Consider the following 20,745-nt stretch of genomic DNA (forward strand, 5'->3'; position numbering starts at 1 on the left):
ATGGACACATTGCTCGTCGCGACGCGCAAAGGCCTGTTTCGGATCGAGCGGGGCAGCGCCGGGTGGGACATCTACCATGTATCGTTCCTTGGAGACGCCGTGCCGATCGTGTCGTCCGATGCGCGCGACGGCGCGATCTACGCCGCGCTCGGCCTCGGCCATTTCGGCGTGAAGCTGCGCCGCTCGCGCGATCGCGGCGAGACATGGGAAGAGCTGCAGACGCCGGCCTATCCGCAGCAGCCCGAGGGCGTGACGGACTCCCTGCCGGATGGGCAGCCGTGGCCCTGGCGGCTCCAGCAGATCGGGTCGCTCGAGGCGACGCACCCGAGCCAGCCTGGCACGCTCTTCTGCGGCACCATCCCGGGTGGGCTGTTCCGCTCGGACGGGTCCCTCTGGATCACCAAGGATCAACGTGATTCATGGCAATCGATCTCAAGCCACCTCCCTCCGATTCACTGCGTCCGGTTCATGGCATGACACGGCGCGCGCCGTCGCGCTCGCGGCGCCGCGCGGCCTGTCTCCTGTGTAGACACACGTCGGCGTCGGGGATTTGCTTAGGTCGTTTATAATTAGTATTTACTTGCGGTCGTGGTCCGTTCGTGAACAATCTGCTCGACGGCGGGGCCGAGAGGATCGTCAATCCAGGCGATCGCCGCGGTCGCGTCGAGACACTTTCTTTTTTGCCGTGGCGGCGTGTGCTCGGGGGGCAGCCTCTCGCGCGCGCGGCCGGCAGTGGAGATCAAGAACCATGACTGACAAGAAGCAAGGAACTCCTTCGTCCAGCTCGACCCCTACCCGCCGCCAGGTGCTGAAGCAGGCGGTGGGTCTCGGCGCGGGGCTGGCCGCCACGAGCTTGCTCGGTGGCGAGGCGTCGGCCGCGCCGCGCATCCGCTCCGGGACCTTCACGACGAGCGACGGGGTCGCCCTCAACTACCTGGAGGCGGGGAGGGGGAGGCCGCTGCTGCTCCTGCACGGGTGGTCCCAGTCGGCAGCGCTGTACAGGGCGCAGATCCTCGCCTTCGCGCGGCACCACCATGTCTTCGCGCTCGACTGGCGCGGACATGGCGAGTCGGAGAAGCCCGAGCACGGCTACCGCATCGCGCGCTTCAGCAGAGATCTTCACGAATTCATCTGCGGGATGAGGTTCAAGCACCTCTCCGTCCTCGGGCACTCGATGGGGTGCGGCGCGCTCTACAGCTACTGGGACAACTACGGGGGGCGCGACCTGGACCGCCTGATCCTTGTCGACGTGGGCCCGGCGATGACGGCCTGGCCCGACTGGTCCGCGGAAGAGGCGGCCGAGGCGGGGGCCCTGTTCACCCCGCAGACGCTCCACGAGACGGCCGCCGCGCTGCGCGGGCCCGACGGGATCGCCGTGACCTACGGGCTCCTGGCCACCATGTTCACTCCCGGCTACCCGGCGGATCAGCTCGGCCTCGTCGTCGAGCAGAACCTGAAGCTCCCGCGCGAGTACGCAGCCAAGCTGCTCGTGGACCAGGCCGAGCAGGACTGGAGGGACGTGATCCCGCGGATCGACGTGCCCACGCTCGTCGTCGGCGGAGAGACGAGCATTTTCAACCCCATCTCCCAGCAGTGGGTCGCCGACCAGATCCCCGGCGCCGAGCTCGTCATCTTCGGCGCGGACGAGGGGGGCAGCCACTTCATGTGGCTCGAGAACCCCGAGAAGTTCAACGAGGATGTCCTCGACTTCCTCCGCTGAGCTGCGCCGCTTCTGAGCGGCTGCCGCGCGCGGCTGCGCGGCGGCGCTGACAGTGCCTCTCCTTCTCGCCGGGCTGCTGCGAGCGCCGGCCGTTACCCCGGCGATCCGAGCCTGGTATGGGTAGGGTGGCTGCCATGAGGTTGTGACAAAAGGGCCGGGAGAGATGCCCGATTGCCCGCGGGCACATCGATTCAGTCAACTCCTCCCCGGCAGTTCGAGCCGGTCGACGACTGCACCCGTCCCGGCGCCGCCGCTGACCGCGTTGGACATCCGGTGAGAGAGCGCGCATCGTGGCGGCCATGAAGGTCTTCGTTACAGGGGGCTCGGGGTTCATCGGAGGCCATCTCATCGAGGGGCTCGTGCGCGCCGGTCACGAGGTGAGCGCGCTGGCGCGCTCGCCGAGGAGCGCCGACGTCGTGCGACGATATGGCGCGACGCCGGTCGCGACCGACCTCGGGGCGCTGAAGGGCGAAGACCTCGCGGGCGCCGAGGCCGCGGTGCACTGCGCCGCGTATGTCGAGGAGTGGGGGACGCGCGCGCAGTTCTGGGAGGGCAACGTGGAGGGGACGGCGCGGGTGCTCGACGCGGCGCGCGCCGCCGGTGTGCGCCGGTTCGTCCACGTCGGCACCGAGGCGGCGCTCTTCGATGGCCACGATCTCATCGATATCGACGAGACGCACCCTTATCCCGAGAGGCAGCGCTTCCTGTACTCGGAGACGAAAGCAGAGGCGGAGCGGCGCGTGCTCGCTGCGAACGAACCCGGCGGCATGACCACCGTCTCCATTCGCCCGCGCCTCGTCTGGGGCCCAAGGGACGCGACGGTGCTGCCTGTCGTGCTGCGCATGGCGCGGGAGGGGAGCTTCGCGTGGCTCGACGGCGGCGGCGCGCGCACGTCGACGACGCACGTCGCGAACCTCGTGCACGCGCTGCTGCTCGCCCTGGAACGCGGCCAGGGCGGGCGCGCCTACTTCGTCGCCGACGACGGCACGCGCACGTTTCGCGAGTTCCTGACGGCGCTGGCGCGGACGCAAGGGGTGGCGCTGCCCGGGCGCAGCGTCCCGAGCGCCGTCGTCCTCCCGCTCGCGGCCGCGATCGAGGGCGCATGGCGCCTCCTCGGCGTCCGCCGGGCGCCGCCGATGACCCGCTTCGCCGCCGCCATGATGTCGCGTTCGGTGACCGTGAAGACCGACCGCGCCCGCGCCGAGCTCGGGTATGCGCCTGTCATCGGCGTGGACGAGGGGCTGGAGCAGCTCTCGGCGGCGCGCTGACAGGGGACGCGCCGCGGGCGGTGAACACCGGGGATCCCGCCGGCGGCGATCGACAGAGAGCTCGCGGGCGGGCAGGGCAAGCGGCGGACAGGCGGCCTCCGCAGGAGCGCGGCCGTCCGCTCGGGCGCGCGAGGCCTGCAGGAGCCAGCTTGGCAGTACCTCGGCGCGTCCGGGTCTCGTAAGATGACGAGCTCATGCCGCGATCATCGGTACGCAAGGCCCCTCCGCCCGGCGCTGCATGAGCGCGCGGGCGACCCCGACAGACGCTGAGCCGAGGAGACCCACGTGAGCGCTCGAATCCCTCTTCAGCCCTTCCCCCAAGGCTGGTTCCAGGTCGCCGCCTCGGACGAGCTGTCCACGGGCGGGCCCATGTCGCTCCGCTGCTTCGGGCAGGATCTGGTCCTGTTCCGGACGCAGGACGGACAGGCCCGGGTCCTCGACGCTCACTGCCCTCACATGGGCGCGCACCTCGGGGTGGGGGGCCGCGTCGAGCAGGGCGGCATCCGGTGCCCGTTCCACGGATGGGTGATCTCCGGCGAAGGGAAGTGCGTGCACATCCCTTATGCGGACACGATCCCGCCGAAAGCGAGGACCCGCGCCTGGGAGGTACGGGAGCTCGACGGCCTGATCCTTGTCCACCACGCGCTCGGCGGCGAGCCCGCCGCCTTCGAGATCCCGCCGCTCGCCGAGGCGCGCTCGACGGAGTGGTCCCTGAACCTTATCAAGCGCTGGAGGGTCCGGACGCACATCCAGGAGACCCTCGAGAACATCGTGGATCCGGCCCACTTCGTCACCGTGCACGGCATGCTCGAGCCGCCCCGGACCGAGATCGAGATCGACGGCCACATCCTCCGATCGCGGTCGGCGGTGAAGCAGAAGGGCCCGGGAGGGCGGGTGGTCGACGGCACGATCACATGGGAAGGCCACGGCATGGGGTACGGGACGATCCGCTTCACCGGCATCGTCGAGCTCCTCTTCGTGAACACGGTCACGCCGATCGACGACGAGCTCGTCGACATCCGCTTCGCCTTCTGGCTGCGCAACGACGGCGCGCAGCGCCTCGGCCAGGCCCTCGCCGCGGAGGTCTGCCGGCAGCTCGAGGAGGACATCCCGATCTGGGAGAACAAGATCTACCGCGCTCAGCCCGTCCTGTGCGCCGGGGAGAAAGGCATCATGACGTTCCGCAAGTGGAGCAGCCAGTTCCTCTGACGCGCGGGGCGCGGCGGCGGCCTCTATCCGAGCGGGGCCACATCGACCGGGAGCTGGTTCAAGGGCCGCAGCGCCTTGCCATCGAGGAAGGCGCGGATGTCCTCGACCGCCTGGCCATAGACCAGGCGATAGCCCTCCTCGGTGACATAGCCGAGGTGCGGCGTGATCACCGTGTTGTCGAGCGCGAGCAGCGGGTGATCCGCGGGGAGCGGCTCGGGCTCGAAGACGTCGAGCGCCGCGCCGGCGATGCGCCGCGCGCGCAGGGCGGCGAGCAGCGCCGCCTCGTCGACGAGGGGGCCGCGCGAGGTGTTGACGAGGAACGCGGTCGGCTTCATCCGCCCGAGCTCGGCCGCGCCGACCAGCCAGCGGGTGCGCGGGCTCAGCACGAGGTGGACGCTGACGACATCCGCGCCGGCGAAGAGGTCGTCCTTGGGGACGAGCCGGGCGCCCACCTCGGCGGCGCGCTCGGCGGTGAGGTTCTGGCTCCAGGCGACGACCTCCATGCCGAAGGCGCGGCCCACCTGCGCGACCTGGCCGCCGAGCTTGCCGAGCCCGACGAGCCCGAGCGTCTTGCCCTTGAGGCCGAGGCCGAGCGTCGTCTGCCAGCGGCCCTCGCGCGCGGCGCGGTCCTCGGCCGGGATGTGCCGGAAGAGCGCGAGGATGAGCCCCCAGGTGAGCTCCGCCGTCGGGTAGGGCAGCATGTCGGTGCCCGAGACCTGGACGCGGCGCTCGGTCGCGGCCGCCAGGTCGATCGAGGCGTTGCGCATGCCCGCCGTGACCAGCAGCCGGAGGCCGTCGAGCCTCTCGAACAGCGCGCGCGGGAACGGCGTGCGCTCGCGCATCAGCACCACGGCCTGGAAGGGGCGCAGCCGCGCGGCCAGGGCCTCGAGGTCGTCGAGGTGGTCGGTGAAGGCCTGCACCTCTGCCGCCGGGTGGAGGCTCCGCCAGTCGGCCATCCGGAGCGCCACGCCCTGGTAGTCGTCGAGGATCGCCACGCGCATGGGTGCTGCCTCTCGCATCTCGGGTGAGCTCGACTTCTAGCCGATCCCGATGGCCTCTGTTCCGGATCCCTCCGCGAGGGCAGACTGAGGCAGGTCCCCGCGTGCTCGTGCCCGCCCCCAGATCGCCCCTCTCCGGCGCCGGCGCCGTCGGCGTTGGCTTCCGCCCCGAGCTCGCGGCCGATCTGCTGTCCGCGCCCGGCGCGGTGGACTTCGTCGAGGTCGTCGCCGAGGCCTGCTTCGCGAGCCCGGCCGCGCGGCGCGAAGCCTCGGCCATCGCCCGCATCTGGCCGGTGGTGCCCCACGGCGTGAAGCTCTCGCTCGGCAGCGCCTCGGGCATCGACATGGATCGCGCGCGCCGCCTCGGGGCGCTCTGCCGGGAGCTCTCGGCCCCCGTCGTGAGCGAGCATGTCGCGTTCGTGCGCGGCGGCGGCCGGGAGATCGGCCACCTCACCGCCCTGCCGTACACACTCGAGGCGGCGCGCGCCGTCGCGAGGAACGTCGCCGCCGCCCGGCGGGCGCTCCCGGACATCCCCCTGCTGCTCGAGAACGCGGCGTGCACGCTGCGGTTCCCGGGCGACGCCCTCGGGGAGGGGGACTTCTATGCCGAGGTCGTCGCCCGCACCGGGTGCGATCTGCTCCTCGACGTCGGCAACGTCTACGCGAACGCCGTCAACGCCGGCGTCGATCCGGGGGAGCTCCTCGGTTCCTACCCGCTCGAGCGCGTGGCGATGGTCCACATCGCCGGCGGCGTCGTGGAGCACGGCTTCTACTTCGACACGCATGCCCATCCGGTCCCCGCGCCGGTGTTCGAGCTGCTCGCCCAGGTTGTTGCTCGCACCGGGCCGCTCCCGATCCTCCTCGAGCGCGACGGTGACTTCCCGCCCTTTGCCGCCCTCGCGGCCGAGATCGCGACCGCGAGGGAGATCGCCCGGTCCGCGCCGTCCCGACCCACGTTGACCCGACCCAGGTTGGCCGGGCCCACACCGGCCGAACCCACGTTGGCGCCGACCCGACCGGGGTTGGGGTTGGCGTTGCCGACCCGACCGGGGTTGCCCGCCTCTCGCGCCGCCTTGCTGTACAATTCCACCGATGCCTCTCCCTCAGAGGCGTCGGCGCTCGCCGAGGTCCAGGCCCGCGTGGCCGAGCTGCTCACCTCACCCGTCGATCCGCCGCCGGAGGCCGTGGCTCCGTTCGACGCCGAGGACGTCGCCCGGTCGCGCGCCATCCTCCAGCGCAAGCGCGTCGACGACGCGCTCCCGCTCTTGCCTCGGCTCTCGTCTCACCGCGAGGCGGCCGCGCGCCTGGGTGCCCGGTGCGTCGAGGCGTCGCCGCGGGCCCCGAGCCGCACGGCGGTCGCCGACGCGCTCCGCATCGCCGCGGCGGCGGTGGACGACGCCCGGCTCGCGCCCGAGGCGATCGTCGACCGCCTGCTGCTCCGCGCCCGCTTCGTCGGGCCCTCGGGCGACGGGAGCGTCAGGCCCAGGCTCCTGCCGTTCATTCGGCGAGAGCGGCTGCCGGGAGGTCGGGTAGTCTGGGCGATCAAGGGGATTGGCTCGAGCGCCGAGGTCCGGCTCATCGAGCCGCGAAGGTAGACAATGAACGAGGGATCCATCGCCACGGGGAGCGCCGTCTCCAGGTTGCCGGCGCCGGTGCAGGCGCGGCTCGTCGAGCTCAAGGAGAGCCTGGAGCGGACGCTCGGCGACGAGCTTTCGTGCCTGCTCGTGTACGGGAGCGCGGCGCGGGGCGGCTACCGCGACGGGCAGAGCGACGTCGATCTGATGGTGGTGCTCAAGGAGGCCTCCCGCCAGAGCCTCGACGCGATCGCCAACGCGCTCCAGATCGCGCGCTACGCGGCCCGCATCGAGGCGATGATCCTCACCGCCGCCGAGATCCCGCGGGCCGCGGACGTGTTCCCGCTGCTCTACGACGACATCCGCCGGTGCCACGTGCTCCTCTCCGGCAGCGATCCCTTCTCGGCGCTCGTGATCGACGGCAAGAACCGCCGCCTGCGCGTCGAGCAGGAGCTGCGCGAGGCGCAGATCCGCCTCCGGCGCGCGGTGGTGGACGGGATGGGCGCGGACGACGCCTTGAAGGGCGCGGTCTCCCGCAAGGTGAAGCAGATCCGCGGGGCGCTCCACGCCCTGCTCGGCCTGCACGGGATCGAGGGCGGCGACGATCTGGGCACGGTGCTCGCCGGAGCGAGCAAGCTCCTCGGCGTCGACGTGGCCCCGCTGAAGCGCGTCCACGAGGCGCCGGCCCCGGCCTACGCGGCGCTGGCGGAGCTGCTCGCGCGCGCGGTCGACGACGTCGACCGGCTGGAGCACCCGGAGGCGGCGCGATGATCCACGAGATCTTCGACTTCTTCCCGTTCGACATGGCGTCGGGGCCGGCGTTCCTGCTCTTCTATCTGGCGCTCTCGGTCTCTGGCCTCGTCGTCGCCATCCTGGTGCGCAGCGCCGTCGGCGCCTCCCTGGATCGAGCGGGGCAGGCGAGCGTCCCCGCGGGGAGCGCGTCGTACCGCTCACCGGCGTGGCGGCAGCGGCTCTCGGCGGGCTGGATCCCGCAGCCGGACGAGTACTGGGCGATCGCGTACCTCCGCGACGGGAACAAGGGCGTCGCCGCCACGCTGATCGCGGTCGCGATGGGCGCGGGCTGGCTCGTGCCCGCGGGGGACGCGAAGGACGCGCCGCAGGCGCTCCACCTCCTGGTCGGCTCGCCCCCGCCGGACCGGGTGCTCGCGGCGTTCTTCAGCTCGCTCTCGTCGAGGGGCGCGCACGGCCAGCAGACGGTGACGCTCTCGCTCGATCAGGTGCGCGCCTCCGCCGACCAGATCGCGGCCCGCTTCGAGCAGGAGATCCGCCTCGATCTCACCGCCGCGGGGATGCTCCGCCCGCGGGGGAGGATGACGGCGCTCTCGGCCGTGGTGTGGGCGGTCGGCGTCGGCCTGCTCGGCGTGGGGCTGATCCGCGCCATCCGCGCGGAGGAGCTCGACCGGCCCTACGCGTTCCTGGTGGTGGAGATGATCGCGCTGCTCGTCGCCACGTGGATCGTGGCGCGGACCGCGAGCGCCTACAGCACCATGAAGTCGGACTACCTCAGGTGGCTCGACGACTCGACCGTCTCGCTCCGCTCCGACGTCGCGAGCGGCCGCCGCCGGCAGGCGGTGGACATCGGCTTGACGGTCGCCGCGAGCGGCACGGCGGCGCTCGCGATGTCGCCGCTCTTCGGGCCGATGGTCTACGCGATGACCCCGCCCCCCCCGGTCTCGACGGGGGGCGGCTCGTCCGGCGGATCGAGCTGCAGCTCGTCGAGCTGCGGTGGCGGCGGCGGCTGCGGCGGCGGCGGCGGCTGCGGCGGTGGTGGTGGCTGCGGCGGGTGACGCCCGCTTCGAGGTGCTCGACGCCCTCGGCCTGTGCCGGCTCACCCGGCGCACCGGCGATCTCGACGGCGCGGTGCCGCTCCGGGTGGCGAAGGCGTGTGTGCCGCTGCTCGAGGGCAACGCGTTCGGGCTCCAGATCACGCTGGCGCGGCCGATCGAGGTGCGGCGGCGCCTCGGGTCGCTCCGCGCCGAGCCGGCGGGAGAGCACCGCGAGGCGCTCGCCCGCGCCCACCGCGCCGCGCTGACCCGGCTGGTCTCGCAGGGGTTCCTGGCGCCGGAAGGGGCATGGCACCGGGCGCTGCGCGGCGGCCTCGCCTGGACGTGCCGGAAGGGTCTGGGCCCGCCCCGCCTGCGCCTGTGGACCGGGCTCCTGGTGCGCCCCGACCCGGGCCTGTGGCTGCGCGTCGCGGGGGCAGCCAACCGCCGGAACGCGCTGATCGAGGTGAGCGAGGCGTACCTCGCCGACGACGGCGCGTTCGTCCCGCTGGTGGTCGAGCTGCGCGTCCGCGACGAGGCCCCGCAGCGGCTGCAGATCGAGGGGGAGATCGGCTGCATCGCGCCCGTGCTCCCCGACGTGCAGATCGAGGCGTGCTCGCTCGCGGACGCGCCCGAGGTGGGGCGGGCGCACGCGGAGTTCTACGACGCGAAGTACTTCGCGGCGAAGAAGGGCCAGGTGACCCGCAAGTACCGGCGGCTCGTGGCGGGCACGGCGGTTGGGCGGAACGCGAGCGCGGGCGGGGAGAGCGCGGGCGGGGGAAGGGCGGGCGAGGGAAGGGCGGGCGAGGGGCGCGCGGGCGTGGGGAGCGCAGGGCCGGCGCGCGTGCGGCTGGTCGTCGCCGGGCCGGCGGCGCCGGAGATCACCGAGGTGACCGAGGTCACGACCGCGGCCGGGCCGGATCCGGTCCCCTGGCGCGGGGGTGCTCGGCGGCTCGCGTCGATCGTGGTGAGGAACGCCGTCCCGTTCCGCGCGACGTTCGACGGGCACACGCTCGCCGTCGCGCCGGAGGCGCCGCGCCTCGCCGACGGGGCGGCCGCGGTGGAGCGCGCGTTCGCGCAGGCCTTCGGCGACGATTTCCTCGCCGCGAACCGCGGGGCGCTCTGGTACCTGACGAAGTACTTCACGCCGCATCCGCCGGGCGAGCCGCACTTCTTCGTGAAGCCGTGGGCGTTCACCCGGACGCCGCCGGGCTGGTCCAGCCTGCTCGACGGCGTCAACGGCGACGGCTACGACGTGATGCGCGGCGTGGTCGCGACCGACGCGTTCTTCGCGACCCCGGCGGTGTTCCACGTGCGCCGGCTCGGGGCGCCGATCGAGGTGCCCGAGGGCGCGCCGTTGCTCCGGATCGTGCCCATCCCGCGCGATCTGCTCCGGGCCGGCTTCCGGGAGGCCCGCTTTCTCGATGCATGAGCGGGGCGGACGGCGCGGCCAGCGGGCCTGGTTGTGCTGGATAAATAGGATGATCTTCCCCTTCGAGCCCCCTCGCGGAGCGCGCCCATGAGCGAGCGATGGATCTGGCCCGGGCCGGAGGGCGGTCCGGCGAGGCTCTTCGACGAGCTCGCGGCGCGCGGCTTCTCGGTCCTCCGCGGCGACGCGGCGCTGGCGCCGGAGGAGGCCGCGCGGGCGCCGTGGAGCTTCGCCGAGCGGCTCCTCGGGGCCAGGCCGCTCCTTGTGGAGCGGCAGCCGATCAAGGCCGTGCCGGGCGGCAGGTCGTTCGCCGCGAGCTCCGCGGCGGCGCCGCTCCACACCGACAGCCAGTGCTACGCGGGCGCGCCTCCGGCGGTGCAGATCATGGCCTGTGTCAGGCCGGCGGAGCGCGGCGGCGGCTGCCTCCTGCTCGACGGCTGGCCGCTGCTCTCGGCCATCGAGCGCGCCGATCCCGAGCTCTTCCGCGCGCTCTTCACTGTGTACAGGCGCATCCCGTTCGTCTTCGGCGACTTCTTCGGGCCCACGGTGTCGCTCCGCGGCGGCGCGCTCGCGCTCACGCACGCGCCGGTCGTGCCGCCGGGGGACGGAATCGCCGCGCGCCTCGCGCGGTTCGTCGAGGCGTCGCGACGCGAGGTGATCGAGCTGTCGCTGGGCCCGGCGGACATCCTGGTCGTCGACAACCGGCGCATGCTGCACGGGCGGCGGGCGTTCGAGGGGGCGCGCGAGTTCGTGCGGCTGCTCGTCTGGACGGAGGCGCGGCTCCCGTCGCCGCCGGCGTACAACGCGCTCGCCGCGGAGGTCGCCGAGGCTGCCGCGCGCCGTCTCGCCGGAGCGCCGCGGGCCACGCGGCGGCGGCTCGGCCTGGGTGCGCCGCCGCTGCCCGAGGCCCGCCGCCGCCTGGGCCTGGTCCTGGAGATGCTGCGCGGCGTCCCGCCGGGCGTGCTCGCCGCGCGCGAGCGCATCCCCGAGCCCGAGCTCTACCGCCTCCGCGACGCGGCGCTCGCCGCCGCGGAGGAGGCGCTCTCGGGCGACGCGGAGGGCGCGGACGACAGCGCGCTGGCCGAGGCGCTCGGGCGGATGAGCCGCGGGTGAGCCGCGCTTGCGCCGGCTGACAGCCTGGTAGCGTGCAGCGTGCGAGGAAGAGCCCGCCGAGCGGGCGGAAGCTGCGTGGACGGCGCTGTGGACGCCCGCCGGGTCGATGCGGTCGCAGCTGCGCTGGCCTGCCCATCGGCTGCGCCAAGCGGCATGGTACCGTGTGGCCATGAGCGCAGGTGATGAGGCTGCGGAAGCGCGGCGGTTGGCCCGCGCGGGCTGGATGATGCGCGTCTTTCGGCCAGGAGAGGACGAGGCGCAAGCGGAAGCGGACGCCCTCTTCTGGAGCTCCATCCCCATCCACCAGCGTGCCGAGGTCACCTGGAAGCTAAGTCAGGAGCTGTTCGAGCTGGCCTTCCCGGGATCCGCCCATGAACGAAGACTTCCTCGATCTGATTTCCGCCCTGTGCGCCGTTGACGCGAGGTTCTTGGTGATCGGGGCCTACGCCGTTGGCGTGCATGGCCGCCCGCGCGCGACCAAGGACGTTGGTGCGGCGCGGCCGCCGGGATACGCTCTCGAGGCATGGCGTCACGTCCTCTCGGAGCGGCCGCGCTGTGCGGGATCGCCCTTGGCTGCGCGGCGTGCAGGCCGGCGGCGCCGCCGCTGCCGGCGCATGTCCGCATCTCCATCGACGGCGCGGTCATCAGCCCGGCAAAGGCGGACGGCCGTCAATGGGACGGCATGGGCGCGGTCCCGGCGGAGGCGCTCACCGCCATCGGCGGCCTGCTCCGCACGAAGCACCCTGTCGCGGCGGCCGCCAGCGTGGCCGGCTTCGCGGCGGAGGCGGCAGGGGCGGGGACCGAGCCGCCGGAGCCCTTCGGCTCGGCGGAGCTGTTCGTGGGCGGCCGGTCGCTCGGGAGGCGCGCGCTGGATCGCCCGGGGCAACGCGACACCTGCACGCCCGGATGGAAGGGACCGCCGACCTGGTACCGCGTGCCGCTCACGCCGGATGTCCATCTGAGCGGTGAGCTCATCGACAGGGACCTCGTGAACGACGACTTCATCGGGCGGTTCGCGATCCACCACGGTCACCTCGTCGAGGCGCTCCGAACGCGCACGGTCTATCCGGTGGCGGTCGACAACCAGGCCGCCGGACAGGTGCTGTTCGTCTGGATCGAGGTCTGGCCGGAGTAGACGCCTGCTCGCGCTAGTACCACAGCCGCACGTCGCGGCATCTCCGCGGATTTCGATGAGCGGGCGGACGATCGTGACGCTTGGCTCGTCCGCACACTGGTGAAGCCCAGCTCGTTCGGCGCTCACCGACGTGCGGCTGTAGTACTAGAGCGGGGAGCAGGTCCGACGTGCACGCTCTGCTTGCATCCCCTTCGCAGGGCGGCAGCAAGGATGCGACCCTGCGGACTCGACCTTCGAGAGCGCATCGTCAAGGCGTACGAGAATGGGGAAGGATCGGTGCGCGACCTGGCTGAGCAGTTTGAAGTCGCACCGAAAACTGTGCAGTCCTATCTCACGCTCTACCGGACGACCGGCAGCGTTGCGCCGCGCCCTCGCGCGAACGGGCCGCGCCCTCGCGCGAACGGGCCGCGGCCGAAGATCAACGGGCAAGCCCTGGATCACCTGAGGTCGCTCGTGGCGACGTCCTCCGACGCGACCCTGGACGATTTGGCTGACCCGCTCGCGCGCCGTGATCACATCGCCGCCATACCGTCGGCCGGGCGTTGCGGCGCCTGAACATCACCCGGAAAAAAAGCGCTCCACGCAGCCGAGCGCGACACGGAAGATGTGACAGCGGCTCGCCAGGCCTTCGCAAAGAAGCTCGCTCGGCTCGATCCATAAGAACTGGTTTTTATTGATGAATTTGGGGCCAGTCTGGGCATGAGGCGGAGGCACGCATGGGCACCACGGGGAATCCGTGCCCACGGTGCGGTGCCGATCAACACCGACCCGATGATCACGCTTACGATCGGGCTGGCCCTCGATGGTGTCGTCGCTCCCTTCGCGTTCGAGGGCACCATGGACGGCGTAGCCTTCCGCGCGTACGTCCGAGGGACAGCTCGTACCGGCGCTGAGGCCAGGCCAAGTCGTCATCGCGGACAACCTCGGAGCGCACCGCACGCGGGGGGTTCGCGAAGCGATCGAAGGCGCTGGCGCGAAGCTGAGGTACCTGCCGCCCTACTCCCCGGACTTTTCTCCGGTCGAGAATTGTGGTTCCAAGATCAAAGAGTCGATCCGAGCGGACGCGCCTCGATCGCCCTCAGCCGTCTACAAGTCGATGGGGCATGCGATCGGCGCGATCACTCCGGCGGACGCTCGCGGCTGGTTCAACCACTGCGGGTACTGTGTCCCTCGGACCTGCTCCTCGCTCTAGTACTACAGCCGCACCTCGACATCGATCAGGTTGGACCCAGGATCCGCCCATGGATCCGGGGGCGAGCGAGCTGCCAGCCGCGTTGGCGTGGGACGCGATGGCAGCAGATTTTGAGGCATTTCACGCGCGATTCGCGGCGCTGTTCGCGCGCAGCGAGCCGCGCGAGCAGGCGATCAAGTACGTGCGCTCGCTGACGGGGCCGGTGGCGCGGCGGAACGGTTGGCAGTTCGCCGAGGCCATCGGGGACCGCACGCCCGATCGCGTGCAGCGGCTGCTGTACAGTGCGGACTGGAGCGCGGATGCGGCGCGCGATCTCCTGCTGGACTTCACGATCGAGCAGTTCGGCGATCCGCAGGGCATCGGCGTACTGGATGAAACGGGCTTCCTCAAGAAAGGCACGAAATCCGTCGGCGTGCAGCGGCAATACAGCGGGACGGCAGGCAAGATCGAGAACTGCCAGATCGGTGTGTTCCTCAGCTACACCAGCCCACGTGGATATGTGATTCTGGATCGTCGCCTTTACTTGCCAGAAGCGTGGTGCAGCGATCCGGCGCGGAGGCAGGACGCTCACGTTCCGGAGGATGTCGCATTCCAGACCAAGCCGCAGCTGGCGATGCAGATGCTGCATGGCGCCTGGCAGCGTGGTGTACCGATGGCGTGGGTCACAGGCGATGAAGTCTACGGGGACGACCCCGTGCTTCGCGACGGCATCGCCGCGCAGGGCCATCAGTATGTTCTCGCGGTCATCTCGAGCACGCCGGTATGGCCCCAGCGACCCGCGGTCGCGGAACCCCCGACCGAACGCGAACACCCTCGTGGTCCGCTCCGCACGCGCACTCGTCTTGCACCGGGCACGCCGCACGCCTCCACCGTGGCAAAAGTGGCGGCGCAGTGGTCGCCGAAGCAATGGCATCGCCTTGCCGTCCATCAAGGCGAGAAGGGACCCATCGAGTACGACTGGGCCCGCGCCGCGTCGTCGACAGCCGTCGGCGCTTGCCGGCCGACGAACTCTGGCTCCTGGCCCGCCGCTCTGTCTCGAAGCCGTCGGAAGTGGCCTACTACTACCTGTCCAACGCCGGAGCCGACACACCGCTGGTAACGCTCGCGCACGTGGCTTCCACGCGCTACACGATGTTGACGCTCAGGCTGGCTGATGGTCCGCCGAGCAGGCCGCTTGATGGTCATCGCGGGCGTGCGCGGTTGCGGTCAAGGAGAGCGATGGCCATCGTTCGGACGCGCGCCGCAGGGCAGCTCGCAATGGCCATCATGGTTGGTGGCCGTCGGCGCCGGCGAGGTGTCCCTTCGCCAGCGCCGAGGGGGCGCCCGTCGTGTCGGTCAGCGTCAGCTGCCGTCCGTCCCCAGGTCGCCGACGATGCGCGCCATCACGTCACGCTCGACGAGCTTCTTCTTCCGTCGCGCCGCCTCGCGCAGCGCGGCGGTGGCCATGCGGTCGATCTCGCGCAGACTCGAGCCAGCCGCCTCGTGGAGCAGCGTCAGAGCGTCCGAGGTGAAGACATCGCGATCGGCGCCGGCGCGGCTCATCCGGAGCCGCACGTACTCTCCGGTATCGTCGGGGACCATCGCACCAATGGACAGACGGCGCTCGATGCGGGAATATAGCGAGCGGTTTTTGCGCAGCTCAAGCCGGTCTTGGAGGTCAGAGAGCCCTACCAGGATCAGCGACAACAGGGCGCGGCTGTCCCATTCGTAGGTGGGTGGGCGGCCGGCGCCGTGTCTGGCTTGCGCCAGATCGGTCTCCGGCCGCCCCCCTCCGAACCCGGCGTGCACCTTTCGTTATGCACCGGGCTCTCTATCGACGTTTGTAGCGAAGTACGGCGCGTGCATCCACCCCAGCTTGTATTGCTCAACAGTGAGCTGGGAGGTCTCGAAGAGGGTAACCTCTCCGTCCTTCCAGCGCACGCATCGGCCACCTGGCTTTCGCCAGCCGTAGCGTCTGGCGAGGCGCTTCAGGGAGAGCCGATGCTTCTTCGTGAGCCAGCGGGCGACCGTCCACCAGACATAGTGGTCGAGGAAGTTGAACACCTTCTTCGCACCCCAAGCATGCCGGTAGAAGTTCGCCCAGCCTCGCAGCATGGGGTTGAGCTTCCGGAGTTGCTTGCTCAACGACTGGTTCTTCGTGGAGTTCGAGAACAGCCGCTTCACGCGCTCCCGGAAGAGCTTGCTGCGTTCCTTCGGAACGAGGCTGGCGCTCACCATCCGGCGGTGGCCGGGATGTCGCCGTACCAGGATATGGTGGCCCAGGAAGCGCATGGGTCTCGTGACCGGGGTCACGAGCGTTTTCGCTTCCGACAGCTCCAATCCTAACTCGTTCTTCAGGAAGGCGGCCAGCGCAGACTTCTCCTCGTTTGCATATCGCTCGGCGTCCGCTTGTTGCTGCGGGCCGGGCGGTGCGCCGACGAGAAGGATGAAGTCATCCGCATACCGAATAGGGACGAACACCGGGAGACCGCGCCGCCTGTCGGTGGTACGTCTCTCGTTGGCCCGCCGTGTAATCGTCTCCGGATCGGTACGAAGCGTCGGCGTGCGGCGTGGCCACACGTGTCGCTCGTACCGTTCCTCGATCACGCTGAGCGCGATGTTCGCGAGGAGGGGAGACAGGATCCCTCCTTGCGGGGTGCCTGCCTCCGTCCGGGAGAATTGCTCCTCGGACAGGACGCCCGCCTTCAGGAAGGCGCTCACCAACCGATTCACCTTGAGATCGCCGATGCGCCGGCGCACCCGGTTCATCAGCGCGTGATGGTTGATGTTGTCGAAGCACCCCTTTATATCTCCCTCAATGGCCCATTGGTATGGAAGCCGATTCGCAGCCTTGCCCTGTTCGCGGATAGGCCGGGGACGCAGAAGCATCCGGAGATGCTCAAGCGCTCCATGGACGCCGCGCCCAGGGCGGAAGCCGTATGAGACGGGGAAGAAGTCCGCCTCAAAGATCGGCTCGAGGATGCTCTTCAACGCTGCCTGCACGACACGATCCTGGACGGTGGGGATGCCCAGCGGACGGTACTTACCAGGCTGACCTGTCTTCGGGATGAGCACCCGACGCACTGGACTCGGCCGGTAGGTTCGGCACCTCAACTCCTCCCGCAGTTTCTGCGCGAAGAGCTCCGCGCCGATGTCCCGGATGAGGCTCCCCATCGTGATTCCGTCTACGCCCGCCGTGCGGCTCCCACGGTTGCGAGCCACGCGGTGAAGGGCGCATCGCAACGTGCGAGGATCGACAATGAACCCCCACAGCTTGCGAAATACGTAATCCGGATCTTCGCTACTTCGCCGGTGTAGCTCACGTTGTACGCTCCGGAGCCAGTCCAAATCGGACTGAGATGCCGCATACACGGCTTTCCCCGGCGCAGCGTGAGCCGTCCCCATCGACTGCCCCCCTTCGCCTTGTACGCGGCTTTCCCGCGCTCCGACTACTACGGGGGCTCCGCCCCTCGTCCGAGACATGGCCGGACCTGTCGGCTTGCCAACGCTTGCGGCGCTGGCGCCCGGATCGAGGTTCCCGTGTTCACTGATACAACCCGTGGTGCGGTAGGTGGTCGGCTTTGCCCCTGGCAGCGCGGACCGGTCTCCCGTTCGAGGCTGGGAGCCGGCGTGCCCAGGCTGGGCACACCCAGTCGTTTTCAACTGACAACCAGGCTCTGGCTGCAAACCCGCGCGAGGCGGGGCATCCTTCCGTACAGAGGGTTCCAACACCGACTTCGATTTGCCTGAACGATCGTTCATGCGGCTCTCACCGTGGCACCTTCGGTCACCGGCCTCGGTCGCCAATGGCTCCCTGCGCCGGCTCTTCACGCCGCTCGGCTGTTGCAGGCCTCCGGTCCAGTCCCCGGAGACGTTCGCGGCGCCCTTCTTCACCCAGCTCGACCCAGGTGAGGGGGACCCCTTGTGGTCCCCGGTCGTATCAGCGCCTCACGGCGCACGTTCAACAAGATGTGGAGATGATCGAGCGTGTCTTGGTGGAGCAGGTGCGCTTCATCCAGCAGGAAAACCGGGTGGATGCGCTCGCGGCCGAGGGTCTCGATATGCGCGCTGACAGCGTAGAATACGGCCGCCGCGGTCGCAGCGGGGTTGAGGCCGAGGGCATGGCAGAGCTGGCGATAGAAGTCGCGGCGACCCAGCGTGGCGTTGTGGCAGTAGGTCAGCCGGAAGCCTGCCTGCGGCAATCGATGACGCACTGCCCGCAGCACACACGTCTTTCCGGCACCGGGCTCGCCGACCAGCAGCACTTGGGCGTGCTCGTGCACGGCCTCGCACACCTCCTCGACGAGCTGCTCCTTGGAGGGCGGCAGCCACAGGTCGCCGTCCTGGATCTCCTTGGAGAAGGGTGCGGCGGAGAGGGTGAAGAAGCGGACGTAGGACTCGCTCACGTCTCACCTCCGCGCTCGCTCGTGTCGGCACCAGTGCCCGTCGAGCGGCCGAGAGTCCACGCGGGGTTGAAGTCCACCGGGCGTGTCGGCTTGTCCACCGCAGGCCCGCCGCACGGCAGCCGCTTGCGCCGCGCGTTGCGCTGCGGGTCGACCGGATGCAGCACCAGGCGCTTGCCCTCGTGCTCGACCCACGGCGGCTCGTCGGGCGCGACGAAGCACCGGGCGACGGAGACGATCTGGCCAGCGAGGTAGCCTTGATCGAGCTGCCAGGCGACGCCGTCGACAGAGACGATGTTGTCGCCCGAGACGCGGCGCCGGGTGCGCTCGGTGAGCGCCACGCGCAGCGCCTTTTCGTCGACGCCGCCCTCGGCGGCCGGGCGGGCCGCATAGACCTTCGCTGGGGTCTGGCCGAGCAGGCCAGCGTGCGGCGCCGGGTGGTAACGCCTTTCGAGGAAGGCGCGGAGCGTCGTGTTGATGTCCACGAGCGACGCCACGGCGCCGAGGTACGTAAGGCACCCTTCGCGCAGCGTGCGCCAGAAACGCTCCATCTTGCCACGCGCCTCTGGGTCGTACGGTTTGGCGTGCAGGAGGGCGATGCCGAGCCGGGCGCACGCGGTTTTGAGGACGTCGCCGCGGTAAGTGGAGCCGTTGTCGAGATAGAGCGCGTCGGGCTTGCCGTGGCGGCGCAGGGCGTCGACGGTCATGGCGAGCATGTCGACCTCCTTCTCCGTCGTGTGCGCCTCGAGCGCCACGACGTAACGAGAGGCGTCGTCAAGCAGCCCGTGGATGCGGAGCGGCATCGCTTTGCCACCGACGGTGCAGCCGGTCACGTGGCAGACATCGCCGTGCCAGAGGGCGCCGGGGCGCTCGGCTTGCCAGCGCAGCCGCGTCTTCGGCTCTCCCTCGGCGCGCGCGGCGCGGCGGCGAAGGCCGTGCGCCGCGTACAGTCGGCGTACGGTGGGCTCGGAGACCTGGGTTGCTTCGAGCCGCCCCTCGTCGACGAGCGTCTTGAGGATGAGCGGCACCGAGGCGTAGGGATGCTCGCGCCGGATGTCGAGCAGCAGCGTGCGCAGCTCTTCCGACAGGTCCTACGCGAAGCCGCGATCGCTGCGCGGCTGCGGGCGCAGGCCGTCGAGGCCAGCGGAGCGATACGCGTACAGCCAGCGCTCGAGCGTGGGCACCGAGTAGGTGCGCGTGCTGTGCGCGCCCGGCGGTCGAAACCGCTGCTCGCTGAGCGTGCGCAGCTCGGCGGCGAGCTGGCCGTGGGTGAGCACGCGGTGCATGAGAGGGCCGATGACCGTGGCGCGATAGAGCGCGACGGTCTCGGCGTGGTCGGCGGGGCCGAGGGCCATTCGGACAGGTCCTTTCTGCGCCTTGCTGGCGCGCGGTCCTTGTCCGGGATCGACGGCGTTTTCGGCAGGGATCCTCTCAGGTGGGCTGTACGAGGGGGTCTCCTCGGGGGCAAAGACCATCACGCCGCACGCGCGGCGCCGAAGAAGGCGCGCTGCTCGATCGGCAGCGCCCGGGTCGTCGGATCCGCGCTTGCCGCGAGCGATGTCGCGACGGCGGCTGCCCTCTTTCGGAGCGAGGCGGACGGGCCTGGGTCGGGGGCATCCGAAAACAGACGTCGCTGCGCGACATCGCGCGCCCACCGGCGCAGCGTGGCCCAGCCGGCGACGGCGCTGTCGCCGAGGATCTTCGCCGGGCCCACGCGCCGACGGACCTCGGCCGCCGTCGCGAGCACCAGGCCCCAGAGCGCGAGGGCGAAGCCGATCGCGGCGGCGCTGTACACGCGAAGGCCGAGCACTCCGCGAGGAACGACGAGGAGCACAGCGCCGCAATCGAGGCAGCGGTAGCGGCGGGCGGTCACCGAGAGCACCTCGGGGGGTTGGTCCGGGCTGGTGGGGCCCCAGACCTGCCGCTCACGCCTGCCGTGGCCTTGGAGCCGGATCGCGCCGCCCAGCGGACAACTCGCAGCGCCGCAGACGGGGCAGCGCGCAGGCCGCGCTTCGACGACCGTGGGCGGCTGCTGCTGCCAGCGCTTGATGTCGATGGCGCTCTGGATAACACTGCGACCGCTTCGATTCCTGGGCACAAGAACCGGAGCACGACGAGGAGGCTGTCCGCCAAGATCAGGTCTCCTCGTCGCCTATTTTGTGGCCGGCACCGCGCCGCTGCTCCGCTCCAGCGGCCGGCCTACCCCGTCGTGAGGCAGGCGTGGGAGCGACGAGGGGTGGTAATTTTCGACCGGTGAACGGAAGTGGGGCGCCCGCGCAGGAAGGGCTTCTTTGAGACGACGTAACCGTGCTCAGAGGGAACAGAGATGAGAATCTTAAGAGTCTGGAGGTAATGCATCGTGCGCCGCGGCGCTCCGGAGTCGTCCTCCCGGGCTGCGTACGCGGAGCGAGCACTCTCCGTGATGGCCAGCCTCGTTGGGCAGAACCCCTCACCATCAACCAGCATGCTCGATGCGATGCGCTGCCGCATCAATGAGAGGGCGCGGTAATACACGATCGAGCAGTGCTTCGAGGAGGCGAAGGATGACGTCGGCCTCGACCATTACGAGGTCCGATCGTGGCCGAGCTGGCATCGGTACATCACGTTGGGAATGGTGGCCCTGGCGTGGTTGGCTTTTGTGCGCGCGAAGCTTCCTGCGGAGGGCGCCTTCCCGTACGCCCCGGCGATGAACCCCGACCTCGTGCCCAAAGCGGCGCGCCCGGGGCCGGGGAAGAATGCCAAGCGGATGCAGCAGATGGCGCTTGACACGTAGGGGAAAAAAGGCGCGCGGCGCCCGAAGAAGGCGACGGTCCGCCGACGCTGGCGCCCTTGAGCATTCCCGAAGTCCGCCGCCTGATGGACCTGGTGCTTCCGCTGCCCGCCCATTCGCCCGAGTTCCGCTGGGCATGGTCGAGGTGGCGACGCCGAAAGCGCGCGCAGG

At 70.6% G+C, this 20,745-nt stretch carries 18 protein-coding genes and 1 pseudogene; 13 read left to right on the forward strand and 6 right to left on the reverse strand.

Going from position 1 to position 20,745, the window contains the following annotated elements:
- The 4 genes from WMF46_RS10355 to WMF46_RS10370 all read left to right on the forward strand — a co-directional run bounded on the left by WMF46_RS10355 (nucleotide 1) and on the right by WMF46_RS10370 (nucleotide 4,197).
- Complete coding sequence (locus WMF46_RS10355; protein WP_437985461.1) at nucleotides 1-477, forward strand: hypothetical protein; 477 nt, start codon at nucleotides 1-3, stop codon at nucleotides 475-477.
- 271 nt (nucleotides 478-748) lie between these two features.
- Nucleotides 749-1,720, forward strand: a complete 972-nt coding sequence (locus WMF46_RS10360; protein ID WP_437985462.1) for an alpha/beta fold hydrolase — start codon at nucleotides 749-751, stop codon at nucleotides 1,718-1,720.
- A 299-nt stretch (nucleotides 1,721-2,019) separates the two neighbouring features.
- Nucleotides 2,020-2,988 (forward strand): NAD-dependent epimerase/dehydratase family protein, encoded by a 969-nt coding sequence (locus tag WMF46_RS10365; RefSeq protein WP_437985463.1) that lies wholly within the window; start codon nucleotides 2,020-2,022, stop codon nucleotides 2,986-2,988.
- Between the two features lie 285 nt (nucleotides 2,989-3,273).
- Nucleotides 3,274-4,197: a Rieske 2Fe-2S domain-containing protein gene (locus tag WMF46_RS10370; RefSeq protein WP_437985464.1), complete on the forward strand. Its 924-nt coding sequence runs from the start codon at nucleotides 3,274-3,276 to the stop codon at nucleotides 4,195-4,197.
- 23 nt (nucleotides 4,198-4,220) lie between these two features.
- On the opposite strand, the gene WMF46_RS10375 is transcribed toward WMF46_RS10370, so the two are convergent.
- Nucleotides 4,221-5,198 carry a D-2-hydroxyacid dehydrogenase family protein gene (locus tag WMF46_RS10375; RefSeq protein ID WP_437985465.1) on the reverse strand — a complete coding sequence of 326 codons (978 nt, stop codon included), beginning with the start codon at nucleotides 5,196-5,198 and terminating at the stop codon, nucleotides 4,221-4,223.
- Between the two features lie 101 nt (nucleotides 5,199-5,299).
- Here WMF46_RS10375 and WMF46_RS10380 point away from each other — a divergent pair, with 101 nt between their 5' ends.
- From WMF46_RS10380 to WMF46_RS10420, 9 genes are all read left to right on the forward strand, one after another.
- On the forward strand, nucleotides 5,300-6,790 hold the full coding sequence (locus tag WMF46_RS10380; RefSeq protein ID WP_437985466.1) for a multinuclear nonheme iron-dependent oxidase: 1,491 nt from the start codon (nucleotides 5,300-5,302) through the stop codon (nucleotides 6,788-6,790).
- 3 nt (nucleotides 6,791-6,793) lie between these two features.
- Nucleotides 6,794-7,540, forward strand: a complete 747-nt coding sequence (locus WMF46_RS10385; RefSeq protein WP_437985467.1) for a nucleotidyltransferase domain-containing protein — start codon at nucleotides 6,794-6,796, stop codon at nucleotides 7,538-7,540.
- Nucleotides 7,537-8,577, forward strand: a complete 1,041-nt coding sequence (locus WMF46_RS10390) for a hypothetical protein (RefSeq protein WP_437985468.1) — start codon at nucleotides 7,537-7,539, stop codon at nucleotides 8,575-8,577. Before WMF46_RS10385 ends, WMF46_RS10390 begins: the two co-directional genes overlap by 4 nt.
- Complete coding sequence (locus tag WMF46_RS10395; protein WP_437985469.1) at nucleotides 8,516-9,985, forward strand: hypothetical protein; 1,470 nt, start codon at nucleotides 8,516-8,518, stop codon at nucleotides 9,983-9,985. Before WMF46_RS10390 ends, WMF46_RS10395 begins: the two co-directional genes overlap by 62 nt.
- Before the next feature lie 87 nt (nucleotides 9,986-10,072).
- Nucleotides 10,073-11,095, forward strand: a complete 1,023-nt coding sequence (locus tag WMF46_RS10400) for a TauD/TfdA family dioxygenase (protein WP_437985470.1) — start codon at nucleotides 10,073-10,075, stop codon at nucleotides 11,093-11,095.
- 523 nt (nucleotides 11,096-11,618) lie between these two features.
- Entirely contained in the window at nucleotides 11,619-12,230 is a 612-nt protein-coding gene (locus tag WMF46_RS10405; protein ID WP_437985471.1) for a hypothetical protein, read from the forward strand.
- Between the two features lie 210 nt (nucleotides 12,231-12,440).
- Nucleotides 12,441-12,785, forward strand: coding sequence for a helix-turn-helix domain-containing protein (locus WMF46_RS10410; protein ID WP_437987878.1), 345 nt, complete (start codon nucleotides 12,441-12,443; stop codon nucleotides 12,783-12,785).
- Nucleotides 12,786-13,119: 334 nt separating this feature from the next.
- Complete coding sequence (locus WMF46_RS10415; protein WP_437987879.1) at nucleotides 13,120-13,422, forward strand: transposase; 303 nt, start codon at nucleotides 13,120-13,122, stop codon at nucleotides 13,420-13,422.
- A 49-nt stretch (nucleotides 13,423-13,471) separates the two neighbouring features.
- Nucleotides 13,472-14,521: an IS701 family transposase gene (locus tag WMF46_RS10420; protein ID WP_437985472.1), complete on the forward strand. Its 1,050-nt coding sequence runs from the start codon at nucleotides 13,472-13,474 to the stop codon at nucleotides 14,519-14,521.
- A 242-nt stretch (nucleotides 14,522-14,763) separates the two neighbouring features.
- Here the strand turns inward: WMF46_RS10420 and WMF46_RS10425 are convergent, their stop codons facing one another.
- The 5 genes and pseudogenes from WMF46_RS10425 to WMF46_RS10445 all read right to left on the reverse strand — a co-directional run bounded on the left by WMF46_RS10425 (nucleotide 14,764) and on the right by WMF46_RS10445 (nucleotide 19,902).
- On the reverse strand, nucleotides 14,764-15,210 hold the full coding sequence (locus WMF46_RS10425; RefSeq protein WP_437982944.1) for a hypothetical protein: 447 nt from the start codon (nucleotides 15,208-15,210) through the stop codon (nucleotides 14,764-14,766).
- 6 nt (nucleotides 15,211-15,216) lie between these two features.
- On the reverse strand, nucleotides 15,217-16,806 hold the full coding sequence (ltrA, locus tag WMF46_RS10430) for a group II intron reverse transcriptase/maturase (protein ID WP_437982945.1): 1,590 nt from the start codon (nucleotides 16,804-16,806) through the stop codon (nucleotides 15,217-15,219).
- A gap of 485 nt (nucleotides 16,807-17,291) precedes the next feature.
- Nucleotides 17,292-17,807, reverse strand: coding sequence for an AAA family ATPase (locus WMF46_RS10435; protein WP_437982946.1), 516 nt, complete (start codon nucleotides 17,805-17,807; stop codon nucleotides 17,292-17,294).
- Nucleotides 17,804-19,159, reverse strand: a pseudogene (locus WMF46_RS10440) (DDE-type integrase/transposase/recombinase). Before WMF46_RS10440 ends, WMF46_RS10435 begins: the two are co-directional and overlap by 4 nt.
- Nucleotides 19,160-19,278: 119 nt before the next feature.
- Nucleotides 19,279-19,902 carry a hypothetical protein gene (locus WMF46_RS10445; protein WP_437985473.1) on the reverse strand — a complete coding sequence of 208 codons (624 nt, stop codon included), beginning with the start codon at nucleotides 19,900-19,902 and terminating at the stop codon, nucleotides 19,279-19,281.
- Between the last annotated feature and the right edge of the window lie 843 nt (nucleotides 19,903-20,745).

Origin of the sequence: Sorangium sp. So ce117, assembly GCF_051524395.1 — a bacterium.
Taxonomy (GTDB): Bacteria; Myxococcota_A; Polyangia; order Polyangiales; family Polyangiaceae; genus Sorangium; species Sorangium cellulosum_B.

What these genes read in the sequence shown, in the direction of transcription:
- WMF46_RS10355 (WP_437985461.1), top strand. Translation starts at nt 1, where the DNA reads ATGGACACATTGCTCGTCGCGACGCGCAAAGGCCTGTTTCGGATCGAG.
- WMF46_RS10375 (WP_437985465.1), bottom strand. Translation starts at nt 5,198, where the DNA reads ATGCGCGTGGCGATCCTCGACGACTACCAGGGCGTGGCGCTCCGGATG.
- WMF46_RS10420 (WP_437985472.1), top strand. Translation starts at nt 13,472, where the DNA reads ATGGATCCGGGGGCGAGCGAGCTGCCAGCCGCGTTGGCGTGGGACGCG.
- WMF46_RS10360 (WP_437985462.1), top strand. Translation starts at nt 749, where the DNA reads ATGACTGACAAGAAGCAAGGAACTCCTTCGTCCAGCTCGACCCCTACC.
- WMF46_RS10365 (WP_437985463.1), top strand. Translation starts at nt 2,020, where the DNA reads ATGAAGGTCTTCGTTACAGGGGGCTCGGGGTTCATCGGAGGCCATCTC.
- WMF46_RS10390 (WP_437985468.1), top strand. Translation starts at nt 7,537, where the DNA reads ATGATCCACGAGATCTTCGACTTCTTCCCGTTCGACATGGCGTCGGGG.
- WMF46_RS10405 (WP_437985471.1), top strand. Translation starts at nt 11,619, where the DNA reads ATGGCGTCACGTCCTCTCGGAGCGGCCGCGCTGTGCGGGATCGCCCTT.
- WMF46_RS10410 (WP_437987878.1), top strand. Translation starts at nt 12,441, where the DNA reads ATGCGACCCTGCGGACTCGACCTTCGAGAGCGCATCGTCAAGGCGTAC.
- WMF46_RS10385 (WP_437985467.1), top strand. Translation starts at nt 6,794, where the DNA reads ATGAACGAGGGATCCATCGCCACGGGGAGCGCCGTCTCCAGGTTGCCG.
- ltrA (WP_437982945.1), bottom strand. Translation starts at nt 16,806, where the DNA reads ATGGGGACGGCTCACGCTGCGCCGGGGAAAGCCGTGTATGCGGCATCT.
- WMF46_RS10400 (WP_437985470.1), top strand. Translation starts at nt 10,073, where the DNA reads ATGAGCGAGCGATGGATCTGGCCCGGGCCGGAGGGCGGTCCGGCGAGG.